General features: G+C 59.6%; 12 protein-coding genes. 5 read left to right on the top strand and 7 right to left on the bottom strand.

Going from position 1 to position 12,738, the window contains the following annotated elements:
- The first annotated feature begins 128 nt into the window (after window positions 1-128).
- The gene (locus M2396_RS02650) at window positions 129-464 is read left to right on the top strand and encodes a hypothetical protein (RefSeq protein ID WP_101320759.1); all 336 of its coding nucleotides are present in this window, start codon (window positions 129-131) and stop codon (window positions 462-464) included.
- Here the strand turns inward: M2396_RS02650 and M2396_RS02645 are convergent.
- On the bottom strand, window positions 454-2,058 hold the full coding sequence (locus M2396_RS02645) for a hybrid sensor histidine kinase/response regulator (RefSeq protein WP_310504227.1): 1,605 nt from the start codon (window positions 2,056-2,058) through the stop codon (window positions 454-456). The two genes, M2396_RS02650 and M2396_RS02645, sit on opposite strands and share 11 nt — an antisense overlap.
- 123 nt (window positions 2,059-2,181) lie before the next feature.
- Between M2396_RS02645 and M2396_RS02640 the strand changes: the two genes are divergently transcribed.
- Window positions 2,182-2,784, top strand: a complete 603-nt coding sequence (locus M2396_RS02640) for a response regulator transcription factor (protein WP_101320763.1) — start codon at window positions 2,182-2,184, stop codon at window positions 2,782-2,784.
- A 21-nt stretch (window positions 2,785-2,805) separates the two neighbouring features.
- Here the strand turns inward: M2396_RS02640 and M2396_RS02635 are convergent, their stop codons facing one another.
- The 4 genes from M2396_RS02635 to M2396_RS02620 form a co-directional block, all read right to left on the bottom strand.
- The gene (locus M2396_RS02635) at window positions 2,806-4,404 is read right to left on the bottom strand and encodes a histidine kinase famiy protein (RefSeq protein WP_259072891.1); all 1,599 of its coding nucleotides are present in this window, start codon (window positions 4,402-4,404) and stop codon (window positions 2,806-2,808) included.
- A gap of 153 nt (window positions 4,405-4,557) precedes the next feature.
- Window positions 4,558-7,044: a TonB-dependent siderophore receptor gene (locus tag M2396_RS02630; protein WP_259072889.1), complete on the bottom strand. Its 2,487-nt coding sequence runs from the start codon at window positions 7,042-7,044 to the stop codon at window positions 4,558-4,560.
- Between the two features lie 116 nt (window positions 7,045-7,160).
- A complete protein-coding gene (locus M2396_RS02625) occupies window positions 7,161-8,120 on the bottom strand; it encodes a FecR domain-containing protein (RefSeq protein WP_101320770.1) in 960 nt (319 codons plus the stop codon).
- Window positions 8,104-8,622 (bottom strand): sigma-70 family RNA polymerase sigma factor, encoded by a 519-nt coding sequence (locus M2396_RS02620; protein WP_101320772.1) that lies wholly within the window; start codon window positions 8,620-8,622, stop codon window positions 8,104-8,106. Before M2396_RS02620 ends, M2396_RS02625 begins: the two co-directional genes overlap by 17 nt.
- Before the next feature lie 237 nt (window positions 8,623-8,859).
- Here M2396_RS02620 and M2396_RS02615 point away from each other — a divergent pair, with 237 nt between their 5' ends.
- Window positions 8,860-9,477 (top strand): glutathione S-transferase family protein, encoded by a 618-nt coding sequence (locus M2396_RS02615; protein WP_259072886.1) that lies wholly within the window; start codon window positions 8,860-8,862, stop codon window positions 9,475-9,477.
- A gap of 227 nt (window positions 9,478-9,704) precedes the next feature.
- Here the strand turns inward: M2396_RS02615 and M2396_RS02610 are convergent, their stop codons facing one another.
- Entirely contained in the window at window positions 9,705-10,322 is a 618-nt protein-coding gene (locus M2396_RS02610) for a hypothetical protein (protein WP_259072885.1), read from the bottom strand.
- Between the two features lie 93 nt (window positions 10,323-10,415).
- Window positions 10,416-10,829, bottom strand: a complete 414-nt coding sequence (gene arfB, locus M2396_RS02605) for an alternative ribosome rescue aminoacyl-tRNA hydrolase ArfB (RefSeq protein ID WP_101323061.1) — start codon at window positions 10,827-10,829, stop codon at window positions 10,416-10,418.
- A 116-nt stretch (window positions 10,830-10,945) separates the two neighbouring features.
- Between arfB and M2396_RS02600 the strand changes: the two genes are divergently transcribed.
- Together M2396_RS02600 and M2396_RS02595 are read left to right on the top strand one after the other, a co-directional pair.
- Window positions 10,946-11,677, top strand: a complete 732-nt coding sequence (locus M2396_RS02600; protein WP_409035073.1) for a LexA family protein — start codon at window positions 10,946-10,948, stop codon at window positions 11,675-11,677.
- A gap of 314 nt (window positions 11,678-11,991) precedes the next feature.
- Window positions 11,992-12,624: a polysaccharide lyase family 7 protein gene (locus tag M2396_RS02595; RefSeq protein ID WP_150569947.1), complete on the top strand. Its 633-nt coding sequence runs from the start codon at window positions 11,992-11,994 to the stop codon at window positions 12,622-12,624.
- The last annotated feature ends 114 nt before the right edge of the window (window positions 12,625-12,738 follow it).

Below are 12,738 nucleotides of genomic sequence, written 5' to 3'. Positions count from 1 at the left end.
TCGACCCCGCACCCACCTGGCGCTATATTCGCCAGCAACCCCAATGCTCCCCGCCAGCACGGCGAATTCGCCGTGCAAGGGATCGTTGCGCAAAAAAAAAACCAAAATATCCCCAAGGAAGAAGCGCCATGAAACTGCACGCTCCAGTCACCCGCCTCGCCCTGCTCGGCGCCCTGATGATCGGCGTTGCCGGTTGCAGCCATATGAAACCCACCGAAGACCATCTCAAAACGCTCTCGGAAACCAATATCGGTGAGACGGTCAAGCGCGTTTCCAATGTGCGCAGTGACTCCATGACCACGTATTACATCGCCAGCACCGCTTCCGGTGACTACAACTGCTCCGTGCCCAGCGGTGCCAGTGGCGGAATGTTCGCCGTGGCCAGCTTCGGCATGATGAAACCCGCCGCCTACTGCCAGCCCAAAGGCGCCCGCGGTAATGGGTTGACCCCGTTCAACCAGTAAGCGGCCCCTGACTGAGCTCGCGCAGAGCGCCCCGTAGTTCAGCGGGGCGCACTGGCTTGGACAGAATGGCGATCTGCCGATCGTGCAGGGCTGCCTGGATCCGCTCGAGATCATGCCCGGTCAGAATTAGCGCTGGCACCGCCACGCCGCGCTGCGCGCGCAGGTGGTCGATGCATTCGATACCGGTGGCGTGGTTGCCCAGGTCATAGTCGGCGACGATGATGTCGCAATCGCTGACCAGATCATGCCCGCTCGACTCCGCCTGCACCTTGCAGCCCCAGCGCTCCAGCAATGCCTGGGTGGCGAGCAGCACGTTGTGGTCATCTTCCACCAGGCACACTTTCAAACCGGTCAACAGCCCCGCCTGACGTGGATCGTCGCGCACAACGTGTTGCTCCGGCGCGGTCGCCAGCGGCAAGCCGCTGAGGCTGACCGAAGTGCCACGGCCCACCCGCGAGCGCAGCATCACGTCCATGCCCATCAACAGCCCCAGGCGCTTGACGATAGACAAGCCCAGACCGACCCCTTCAACGTCTTTATCGCGCAGCTGGCGAACGCGATAGAACTCCTCGAACACCCGCGACAGATGCTCCTCGGCAATCCCCTGCCCTTGGTCGTGGATCTCAACCACCAGCCCGCCGTGGCGCCGGCGCACGCCGACCAGTACAGGGCGCTGGCGGCCGTACTTCAAGCAGTTGGAGAGCACGTTCTGCACCATGGTCGCCAACAGTGCCGGGTCAACCCGCACCCAGTGATTGCATGGCCGCAGGCGCAATTCGACCCCGGCCCAACGGGCGGCTTCGGCATTCTGGCGGAGTAACTCGGCGAGCAACTCGCCCAGGTGAACTTCCTGGTACTTGGGCAGCAAGCGGCCGTTGTCCAGGGTGTAGAGATCGAGAATGGAGCGGAACAATTGCGAGACGTTCAGCAGCGACCGGTCGATGTTGTCCACCAGCCGCCGCTCCTCTTCGCCCAGGCGCGCCTCACGCAGGCAGGCGGTGAACAGGCCGATGGAGTGAATGGGTTGGCGCAGATCATGGCTGGCCTGGGCCAGAAAGCGCGACTTTTCCAGATTGGCGGCGATGGCCTCTTCGGAGGCCTTGCGCGTGCGCTCCAGCAGCAGGTGGGCGTAGACCGGAATCACCGTACTGGTGATCATCAGCATCAGCATCATGAACGGCTGCGCCTGCCACAACGGATTCAGCCCGTACACGACCAGCAGCGCCAGCAAGCCAAGGACGGTGGCAATCGCCAGATAGCGCGAACCATAGCGCATGCCGTTGCCCAGGTTGACCCAGACCATCACCGCATACAGCGGCAACGCCGCCTCGCCGCCGATCACCAGGCCGAACGAGGTGCCGGTATAGTCGTGAATCATCCCGAAAACCCGCCGCGCCGGGTAATGCCCGGGCCAGCGCGCGATGACCTGACGAAGTACGATCGAGGCCAGCAGGAACACCACGATATAGAGCATCACCGGCACGTAGTGCGCCACCGACTGCCCTGGCAAGAAGCCCAGCACACCGATGTACACCATGGCGCAAAGGGCTACCACAATACGCAGGTTGGCTTGATCCAGTTCAGCGTCTTTCATGAACTTCACGGGCAACGTCCTTGTACGGTCATCGTCATGCTGGCACGCCGAGCAAGCAGGCCCTGAGCAGAGTGTTAAAGTACCACGCAGGCGCAACACCTGACCCCCAGGGAGGGGCACTCCATGACATGCCGCATCATCATCGCTGACGACCACCCCATGTTTCGCGAGGGGATGCTGCGCACGGTGCAACGCTTGCTGCCCGAGGCTCAGGTAGAGCAGGCCGGCGATCTGGACACAGTGCTGAACATGCTCGAACGCGACAGCGACGTGGACACGCTGATCCTCGACCTGCGCTTCCCCGGCCTGACCTGCATCAGCCAACTGGGTGAGCTGCGCAAGCAGCTGCGGCGTACCACATTGATCGTGGTGTCGATGGTCGATGACCCGCTGTTGATCGAACAGGTGATGGCGATGGGAGCCGATGGCTTCATCGGCAAGAACATCGCGCCCGAGGAGATCGGCCAGGCGCTGCTCGCCATCCGCGAAGGCGAGGTGCTGGTCAAGTTCGCACCCTCAGGGCTATTACCTCTGGACACCAACACCCTGACTACGCGCCAGCAGGAAGTGTTGCGGCTGATCGCTCAAGGCAAGACCAACAAGGAAATCGCCAAGGCCCTGGATATTTCGCCGTTTACCGTGCGCATCCATGTATCCGGATTGCTGCGAACCCTCAACGTGCCATCGCGGGCAGCGGCAGCCGTCAAATACAGCGCATCCTTGTAAGTCAGCGCTGCCGGGACATTGTTACACGCCGCCCGGTGAATCCAGCACCATCCTCACCTTGCGGCCAAGTTCCTGCGGTAAGTACGGTTTGGATATCACTTCAAATTCAGAACCGCCAATGTCAGTTCGCTCGATCGAGCTCTCTGCATAGCCAGTGGTCAGCAGCACCTTCATCGACGGATGCTGCAACTGCACCTTGCGCGCCAGCGTCACGCCATTGATGCCGCCCGGCATGATCAGGTCAGTGAACAGCAGGTCGAAGTGCAGCCCCTTCTCCAGCATCATCAACGCATCCTTGGCATCATTGGCCACCTGGGTCTCATAGCCCTGTTCTTCGAGGATCACCTGGGCCAGCTCGGCAACATCGGCGCGGTCTTCCACGATCAGGATGCGCTCATCACCGGTTTTGGACTTGAGCAGGCTCGCGCGCTCCAAGGGGTGCAGCTCGCTGGCATCGGCGGGGAAGTAAAAGCGCACGGTAGTCCCTACGCCCTCTTCCGAGTAGATCTTGACAGTGCCACCGGACTGCTTGGCAAAGCCATACACCATCGACAGCCCAAGTCCAGTGCCCTTGCCCTCGTCCTTGGTGGTAAAGAACGGGTCCATCGCTCGACCGCGCACGGCCTCGGGCATGCCCTCACCGTTGTCGGTGACCGAGACACAGACGTAATGTCCCGCATGCAGCCCTTCATAAGACGCTCGCGCATCTTCGGTCACGATGACGTTCTTGGTTTCAATATTGAGTGCCTGGCGCTCATCTCCAGCCATGGCATCGCGCGCATTGATGATGACGTTGAGCAAGGCGATCTGCGCCTGAGCCGGATCGATACGGCAGTTGTGCAATTCGTCATCCAGGCTGAGCGATACAGAGACACCATCGCCCAACGTCTGGTTGATCAACACCTGTGCGTCAGCGACGATCTGATTGATATTGATCACCCGCCCCTGCAGCGATTGTTTGCGCGAGAAGGCCAGCAATTGCTTGGTCAACGTATTGGCCCTTTCCACCGCCTGGGTGGCATGGGTCAGGCCCCTGACTATCCTGGCCAGATCGGGCTGCTCCTTCTCGGCAGCCGACTTGGCCAACGAGACATAACCACCGATGACCTGCAGCAGGTTGTTGAAATCGTGCGCTATGCCGCCTGTCAGCTGCCCCAATGCCTCCATCTTCTGCGACTGGCGCAATGCATCTTCCACATCTCGACGCCGGCTGACGTCCAGCTGGGATGCGAAAAAGTATTTGAGCTCACCGCTGTCGTTATAGATCGGCGAGATGAATAGCGCATTCCAGAACGAACTGCCGTCTTTACGGTAGTTCAGCACCTCGGTGGAAAAGTCATAGCGCTGAGCGACGGCCTGGCGGATCGCAGAGATCACGTTCTGATCCGTATCCTTGCCCTGCAGGAACCGACAGTTGTGGCCGATCAACTCATCTTCGCCATAACCGGTCATTTCCTGAAAAGCCTGGTTGGCAAAGATGATCGGATTGTCCGGCTGATTGGGGTCCGTGACGATCATCGGCATGCGAGTGCTTTCGACCGCGGCGAAGAAAATGTCCTTCGGATGGCCCATGACTTCAGCAGTGAATCGATTGTCTACTCTAATCCCACTGGTCGGCACTGCGGAGTCCTCTGCGAAGGTGCGCTGGGGTCAGCAAATTGTCGAGACCCAATGATGACGGGGGATGCAGGGCAGCGCGCCCAGATCCAAGCCATTGCGCTTGGATCATTGGGCAGCAGCAAAGGTTCGCAGATTTTTCGATTCAGCTCGCTGTCACCAATCGTAAGTCATTTCCACAGATGCAACCCGCTCCTGCCCGTAGTAGCAGCCAAACGCATAGTTGCAGTCCGAGATGAACTCGCGGTCAAACACGTTCTGCACGTTCAGGCTGGTACGCAAACCGCGCAGGCCGGCATCCAGCCCGCCCAGGTCGTAGCTGATGGTGGCGTCATAAACCACATAGGCGGGCACGTCGAACGAGTTGGCCGAGTCCCCTGGCTTGCGTCCGGTGTAGCGAGCGCCGGCACCGAAGGTCAGGCCAGCGAGCGTTGCCTGAGTGAAGTGATAATCGACCCACAACGAGGCCGACACCGGCGCCGTTGCCTCACTGCGGTTGCCCTCATCGCCGTAGGTGCTTTTGGTATAGAACGCGTCGATGTAGGTGGCGGCGGCCATCACATCAACATTGCCGAGGCTGGACTTGGCTTCCAGTTCGATACCCCGGGCGCGCACTTCACCACTTTGCGTCGAGTATTGCGGGTACTGGGTGTCGCCCGTCAGCACGTTCTTCTGTTTGACCTGAAACACCGACGCGGTAATCAGCGTCTTGTCGAAGGGCTGGTACTTCACCCCCACTTCGTACTGCTCACCCTCGGTTGGCGTAAAGGCTTTGCCACCGCGCTCGGGGGCGGCGGTGCCCAGGGTCGGCAGGAACGACTCGGAGTAGCTGACATAGGGCGCCAGGCCGAACTCGGTGACATACGTCAGACCGACTCGTCCGGTGAACTTGTTGTCCCGCTGCGACGCTACGGTGTGGGCGAGCAGGTCCTTGTTGTCGATTTCCGCCCAGTCCTGGCGACCGCCAATGGTCAGGACCCATTGGTCGAAGCGGATCTGGTCCTGCAGGTACACGCCGGTCTGGCGTAGGGTGTTGTCCCATTGGGTGTCGAGCACCGGGGTTACGCTGGAGCTGTCGTAGTTGTTCTTGCCATACAGATCGACCGGCAACACGTTGTAGGCGTTATAGCCATCGTACTTGCGAGTGAAGTGACGATAATCGACGCCGGTCAGCACGGTGTGCTCAAGCGCACCGGTGTTGAAGGTGTATTCCAGGTTGTTATCGATGGTGTAGGCAATGTTGTGCTGGCGCCAGTCGAGTTTGACTCGATTGGCCCGGGTCTGATCAACCACCCCGGCCGCATCGGTGACGAAGCTGCGCAAATAAAAGCCCTTGTACTGGTCACGCACGTCGGTGTAGCGCGCGGTGGAGCGGTAAGTCAGGTCGTCACTCAGGTTGTGGCTGAAGTCATAGCCAAAAATATACTGGTCACGCTTGTAGTCGTTGTATCGCGAATCACCGGAAAAGAACTCCCGCTTGATCTTCTGCCCGGTCGGGCCACGGTCCAGTGAGCCGATCCGTGGCAACGATTGATAGTCGGCCTGGCCATCGTCGCGCTGGATCTGCGCCAATAGGGTTAACGAGGTGTCTTCAGTGGGTGTCCAGGTCAAGCTCGGCGCCAGCAACATTCGCTCGGAGTGGGTATGCGCGACCTGCTCATTGCCTTTCTTGGCAACGCCGACCAGGCGATAGCTGAATTGCTTTTGCTCGTCGAGCGGGCCGCTGGTATCGATTGCACCGTTGACCCGGTTGTAGCTGCCCGCGCCGAGCTTGATCTGGCTGCGCTGTTCGCTGGTGGGGCGCTTGGACACCAGGTTGATCAGGCCGCCCGGCTGGTTCTGCCCGAACAACACCGATGACGGCCCTTTGAGCACTTCGATGCGCTGCAGGGTATAGGGGTCGATCTGCGGCGCACCGCCGAGGCTACCGGCATAAGGTATGTAGGCACCGTCGAAATACAACGGCGTCGGGGCGAAGCCGCGGCTGGTGATCTCGTCGGCGATCACGTTGCGATCGGTGAAGCCGCCGGTGGTCAAGCCCGGCGTGTAGCGCAGTGCCTGGGTCAGGTTGCGCGCGCCCTGCACGGCGACCTGATCGGCCGTCACCACGTTGATCGCCTGGGGGATTTCCAGAATCGGCGTATCGGTCTTGGTCGCGGTAGCGCTGCGCGTGGCGACATAGCCGTCGACCGGTCCGTAGGCCGACTCGATGGCCTCGCCGGAAATATTGGTAGCGCCCAGTTGCATGGCGGCGCCCTGCTCACGCAGCAACAGCGAGTAGCTGCCGCTGGCCAAGCGAACCGCTTGCAAGCGGGTACCGGCCAGCAGCTTCTGCAGCCCGGCATCAGTGCTGTAGCGGCCGCGCAAGCCGCTGGTCTGCTGCCCGGCAGCGTGGGCCGGATCGAACGAGACCGTCACGCCGGCAGCGGCCGCGAACTGAGTGAGCGCCGACCCCAGTGCGCCGGCGGGGATATCAAAGCTGCTTTCAATGTTGGTCTGAGCCGACGCCGGCGGGGCCATCAGCGCGGTGCCGACAGGCAGAGACAGCGCCATTCCCAGCAGCGCGGCGTGCACCGCACGGTTCAGGGGTTTGACTGCAGGTTTGCTGAAGATTTCGCGCGATTGAGGGTTGCGGGGGATCATGCGGTTTCCTTGCGCCCGGTGGCAGTAGATGACGGCGTCTGTGTGCGCCTCTACCTTCCAAGTCGAACGAGAATAAAAATCAACAACCCCTGCGCTGGATTATTTTTACAACGGTTTCAAGCCGGCTCGACGCGCGTCCAATAACGGCTGAAACGACGCAGGCGCACGGGTAAGGTCGACGTCAGATTGTCGAGGATGACGTCGCTGTCACCGAGGTGGAAGGCACCTGAAATCCGCAGCTGAGCCACCGCCGACGCACAGCCCAGATGGCCCCGGCGATAGCGTTGTAATTCGCTAATGAAGTCGCCTAGGGACCAGTCCTCGATAACCAGCATGTTGCGCGTCCAGGCATCCAGCTGCGACGGGGACTGCTGCAGCGTACCGGCCTCGGTGCTGACGAAATCCAGTTGTTGACCGGCATTGACGCGTACCGCCGAACCTATGGCGCTTGCGCAGCGCACTTCAACCGCATGCTCCTGCACACTGACCCGAGTACGTTGCGCGTCGTAGCGCACCACGAAGCGAGTACCCAGGGCGCGGATGCTGCCCGAAGGGGTATGCACGATGAAGGGGCGCGCCTGCGCGTCCGGCGCCGTCTCGATCTGGATTTCACCGCTGAGCAGTTGTATTTCACGCACGCTCGCGCTGTAGTGAATGTCCAACGCAGTGGCGGTATTGAGCATCAGCAAGCTGCCGTCATCCAGGCGCAGCCGACGCCGCTCGCCGGTAACGGTACGCTGGTCGGCCATCAAGGTTGGCAGTGGCGTTGTGCTCCAGGCCAGCGTGCCAGCCCCGCCTGCGGCCAGCAAAAGCGAAAGGACCTTGAGCACCTCGCGACGTTTGGCCCGGGCACTGCTCAGCGTTGGCCGGCCTATGCCTGGTGTGACCTGGGCGAGCTTGTCCTGCAGTCGAGCCAGTCGCTCCCACGCCTGAACATGCCGCGGATCACGCTCCAGCCAACGCAGATGCGCTTCACGCAAGGCAGCATCGGGCGTTTCGGTGCGCAAGTCGACGTACCAGCGCGCGGCGGCCTCGAGTGTTGCGTGGTCAAGGGCTTGCTCACGCACGTTCGTCATCTGCCAGCAGCAGGCAATGAGTCAGGGCGCGCACTGCGTGTTTCTTGACCGTGTTCACCGAGATGTTCAGGCGTCGGCCGATCTCGACATAGCTCAGCCCATCGAGCTGGGCCAGCAGAAAAATCTCGCGCGTGCGCCCACCCAGGCCGTCCAGCATGCGGTCGATTTCCATCAGGGTTTCGATGATCAGCGCGCGGGTTTCAGGCGAAATATCCAGCGGCTCGGGGCTGAGCGCGAGGGTTTCCAGGTAGGCCTGCTCCAGGTAGCGACGGCGGAACATGTCGATCATCAAACTGCGCGCGATGGTGCTCAGATAGGCGCGAGGCTCACGCAATTCGGTTGCCTTGCGCTGGGTGATTACCCGGATGAACGTGTCCTGGGCGAGGTCCGCAGCGTTGTCGACACAGCCGAGGCGCTGGCGCAACCAGCCGCAGAGCCACTGGTGATGGGTCTCGTAGAGTGACTGCACGGCGTTTTGCTGGGAGTAGTCGACAGAAGACATGAGAAGCGGCCTGGCGCAGGATCTGATAATGACTCTCATTTTGGCCAAGGGGTGTGGGGATGGCAATAGCCCGCTGCAGCGAGCGCATGTTTGGACCGCGGCGATCCTCTGCGTAACCGTCGGCACCGCAACTGTGAAACCTGTTCTGTGAACATAAGCTCATCACGCGGTCAGTATGTATTCGGCAGCGCGGCTCTATTCATGCCCTCGCCTCCACCATGATTGAGGATCACCATCATGATCACCCTGCATCACTTGAACGAATCGCGCTCCATTCGAACGCTATGGCTGCTGGAAGAGATGGGCGTGCCTTACAAAACGGAGTTCTATACCCGTGATCGAGCAACCCATTTCGCCCCTGAGTCGCTGAAGGCCATTCATTCACTCGGCAAGTCGCCGGTGATCGAGCTCAACGGTAAGGTGGTTGCGGAGTCAGGTGCGATTACCGAGATTCTGATCGAACGTTACGCTCCGCACCTGGCGCCGGCGAGAGACAGCGATGAGTACGTCGAGTACCTGCAATGGCTGCACTTCTCTGAAAGCTCCGCCATGCTGCCGCCGCTGCTTCAGGTGTTCATGCAGCGCGAGACGGCCGAGCTGGTTTTCCTGCCGAGCTATGCCCAGGCCGAGGGCAAGAAGATCTTCGCTTATTTGGATGACCAGCTGGAGAACAAAGACTACCTGGTGGGCGGCAAACTGAGCGGCGCTGACTTCATGATGTACTTTGTGGCCGAGCTTATTCAGCGCTTTGACCGCAAGGGTGAATACCCGAACATCGGGAAGTATCTGCTCAATCTGAAAACGCTTGAGAGCTGGAAGAAGGCGCAGGCGATCGAGGCTAGCCACTACGGATAAAAAGGTCCGTAGTATCAGCTGAGGTCGGTCCGAGGCTGTCGCCTTGAAGCGCATCCCTTTCAAGGTGTTCTGAAATTGCACATGCTTCAAGATCGCTGGGGCCGCTGCGCGCCCCAGCGATCACAAGCGAGAGAAAAATCCAGAAAAATGCAGAGACCTTGAAAGGGATGGCCTTGAAGCGGGCATGTAAAAGCCTGACAACTTCGAGACCAGCAGCGCTCGTCAGCTTAGCGACTCCTTGGGTAGGCCGCTTTGGCAACAAGAACGACAGAGACGTCGTACATGATGTCGCCCCCTCTTGTTGTCTTGTAAATATTACAGAGCATTCTGCCCTCGCCCTTAGGTGGTATCACTCTGATAGCATCTGGACCTGTGGTTCTTTCCAGGCTCAACGGCGCGGCTGTCAATTCTCCCGCGTAAATCTCGGCAACCACGATATTTTTGGGTGTCGTCTTCTGCGACCGTTGCCTGACTCCCTGCCCCAGCCCCCTGAGCCTTCCGGCAATCAAACGAACGCACATGTCATCCAACTGCGTCTTGAGGGGTCTGGAGTCCCTGCTGGATGGCCATCGGACAAAATCACTCTTGACGCTCGTGACATCCTTTTTCAGCAAATTCTCACCCGCAGACGGCACGCCAGAAGCATCCGCAGCGAAAATATAGCTAACCGTCGCGGGATAAGCAGATGCCAGCCGGCGCGGATCATTCTGGGCAAGGTGCTGTTTGATATAAGCCTGCGTATACCACCGCGCTTCAATCTTTACTCTCTTCTTGTCGGTAGCCGCGTGGGCGCTATTGGCAAAGACCAATGAAAGCACTGCGATGGCAATCAAGCTGAAATTCACGAGAGATCCTTTCTGTTTGTTGTGATGTGACGCGGCCGTTGGTTCAATCCTGCTATAGCAAAAGCTTCAGTGGCCTTGTTCCCGCCAGCAGTACTAGAAATCCACCTTGCCCCGACCTGACTTGATGGTGCTGCGCTTGGCTTTGCCTTCGAGGCGGCGGGTCTTCGAGCCCAGGGTCGGTTTGGTCGGGCGGCGTTTCTTCTCGGTCTTGCCGGCAGCAATGATCAGCTCGGCAAGCCGCGCCAAGGCGTCGGTGCGGTTCTGCTCCTGGGTGCGGTACTGCTGGCCCTTGATGATCAACACGCCGTCGCTGGTGATGCGGCTGTCACGCAGCGCCAACAGCCGCTCCTTGTAAAAGTCGGGCAGCGACGAGGCGCGGATATCGAAGCGCAGGTGCACAGCGCTGGACACCTTGTTGACGTTCTGGCCACCGGCGCCCTGAGCGCGGATGTATGTCAGTTCGATGTCGGTATCCGGCAGATGCACAGTGTTGGAGATGGTCAGCATGAGATGGCCTTTGTGGTTGCGCGCATTATCACAGGGTTGGCGGCTCGCCCATAGCAGCACAGCAAACTCCCTGAAACAGTGCCGAAGTCGCCCTTCCCCAACGGAACGCGTTATAGATGATAACCCAAGCTATAGATAACAAAAACATAGGTTATTTGAAGCTTTATAACGCGTGTTTTACCCTTGGCGGTATGACCAAAGCCTCCGAAATGCTCAAAGATCGAATTCACCAACGCCGCACAGCCCTGGGCTTGAGCCAGCAGCAGCTCGCCGAAAGATCAGGGGTGAGCCAGGTCACTATTCAGCACTTGGAGAGCGGCCGAAACGCGACGTCGAAGAAGTTGCTGGAGATCGCGAGGGCGCTCGGCGTAACTGCGGAGTGGCTGGGCTCGGGGCAAGAGGCTCCACCGGCAAGGAGTAACGTGCAGGCGACGCACGTTCTGCCAGAGTCATACCAGTATCCGGTGATCAGCTGGGTTGCTGCAGGCGCCTGGGCCGAAGCGGTAGAACCCTTCCCGCCTGGCTACTCGGACAGGTATGAAATGTCCGATTACGACTCGAAGGGCACTGCCTTCTGGCTTGAGGTCAAAGGTGACTCCATGACCTCCCCAGTAGGCACCAGCATCACTGAAGGCATGCTTATCCTGGTAGACCCGGAGGCTGAAGCGATTTCCGGTAAGCTGGTCATCGCCAAACTTTCCGACAGCAACGAGGCCACCTTTAAGAAGCTTGTAGAGGATGGAGGCCGCCGCTTCTTGAAGCCACTGAACCCTGCATACCCAGTAGAGCAGTGCATGGAGGGCTGTCGCATTGTCGGTGTGGTAGTGCGCGCCATGATCAAGCTTTAAGCGCTTACCCTCCCAAGGCCCAGCCATCGAGCTGGGCTTTTTTTCGCCTAGCGTATTTCGCCGCGCCCAGTTCTCAAGCATTGAGAACCTTCGGCACGAAGGGGTCCCGCGCGTAGCGGGATTCCATGGCGGAAATTATAACTTGCGTTATTGACATAAGGGAAACCTGAATTATCATCAATCAATAACACAAGTTATTTTTGGCTTCGCTAGCCATGACGCTCCGCCCAACCTGACGTGTCCACCTTGATGCACCCAGGCCATTACGTGTCTACAACGCGGCCTGGATTCCTACCTTGAACAAGGAGATCACCATGCACGCATTTGGCAACATCACCGCAAACGGCAAGGTCTATCTTTACCCAGCCGAGCTGCCCAGAGACCTGCTCTGGGTCGACCAGAATGGCCACACCAACTACTGGTGCTCGGTCCAGGCTGGCACCAGCGGCAGTTCAAAGAACCCACGCACCGAGGGCCGGCAAACGCTGCCAGGCACCGCTGTGTCTTTCAACTGGCTCCCGGGCAGCGCCAGGCACTCCATGTCCGGCCGGGTGCGGGTCGAGCAGGCGCCTTCCAGCGGCAAGGTCATCATCGGCCAGATCCACGCAGTCAATGCGCTCAACCCTTTTCTGATGGTGATCTGGTGGAATGGGTATGTGCGCATCGAGATTCGCGATGTGCCGCTCGGCGTCACCCGCACGCTGCTCAAGAAACAGATGCCGCTGGGCCAAGTGTTCGATTACTGCATCCAGGTCGACGAACGCAGTCAGCTAACTGCCACGCTCGACGAGCTCAGCGCCAGCGCGCCGGTGAATTCGAAGTGGAGCAAGTACCCGTTCTACTTCAAGGCAGGTGCTTATGTGATCGATAACAAAGGCGATGCAAGCGAGGGCGGATGGGTGGTTTACGAGGCGCTCGACGTGATCGACGGAGTGCTGCCCGCTTGATCACAGGGCTGGGTTTGCATGCCCCAAAAACGTAAAAGGCCCTGACAAGTCAGGGCTCTCAACAATCAGAGGCATCATACCCAACAATCCGCGCCACAGTGGTCGCCTGTCATG

The organism is Pseudomonas sp. BIGb0278, assembly GCF_024809895.1.
Classification (GTDB): Bacteria; Pseudomonadota; Gammaproteobacteria; order Pseudomonadales; family Pseudomonadaceae; genus Aquipseudomonas; species Aquipseudomonas shirazensis.
Note: the sequence above shows the minus strand (reverse complement) of the source record. Positions and strands in the feature narration are given on the sequence as shown.

Coding starts and splice junctions, on each gene's coding strand:
- M2396_RS02650 (WP_101320759.1), top strand. CDS start 129: ATGAAACTGCACGCTCCAGTCACCCGCCTCGCCCTGCTCGGCGCCCTG.
- M2396_RS02645 (WP_310504227.1), bottom strand. CDS start 2,058: ATGAAAGACGCTGAACTGGATCAAGCCAACCTGCGTATTGTGGTAGCC.
- M2396_RS02640 (WP_101320763.1), top strand. CDS start 2,182: ATGACATGCCGCATCATCATCGCTGACGACCACCCCATGTTTCGCGAG.
- M2396_RS02630 (WP_259072889.1), bottom strand. CDS start 7,044: ATGATCCCCCGCAACCCTCAATCGCGCGAAATCTTCAGCAAACCTGCA.
- M2396_RS02625 (WP_101320770.1), bottom strand. CDS start 8,120: ATGACGAACGTGCGTGAGCAAGCCCTTGACCACGCAACACTCGAGGCC.
- M2396_RS02620 (WP_101320772.1), bottom strand. CDS start 8,622: ATGTCTTCTGTCGACTACTCCCAGCAAAACGCCGTGCAGTCACTCTAC.
- M2396_RS02615 (WP_259072886.1), top strand. CDS start 8,860: ATGATCACCCTGCATCACTTGAACGAATCGCGCTCCATTCGAACGCTA.
- arfB (WP_101323061.1), bottom strand. CDS start 10,829: ATGCTGACCATCTCCAACACTGTGCATCTGCCGGATACCGACATCGAA.
- M2396_RS02600 (WP_409035073.1), top strand. CDS start 10,946: ATGATAACCCAAGCTATAGATAACAAAAACATAGGTTATTTGAAGCTT.
- M2396_RS02595 (WP_150569947.1), top strand. CDS start 11,992: ATGCACGCATTTGGCAACATCACCGCAAACGGCAAGGTCTATCTTTAC.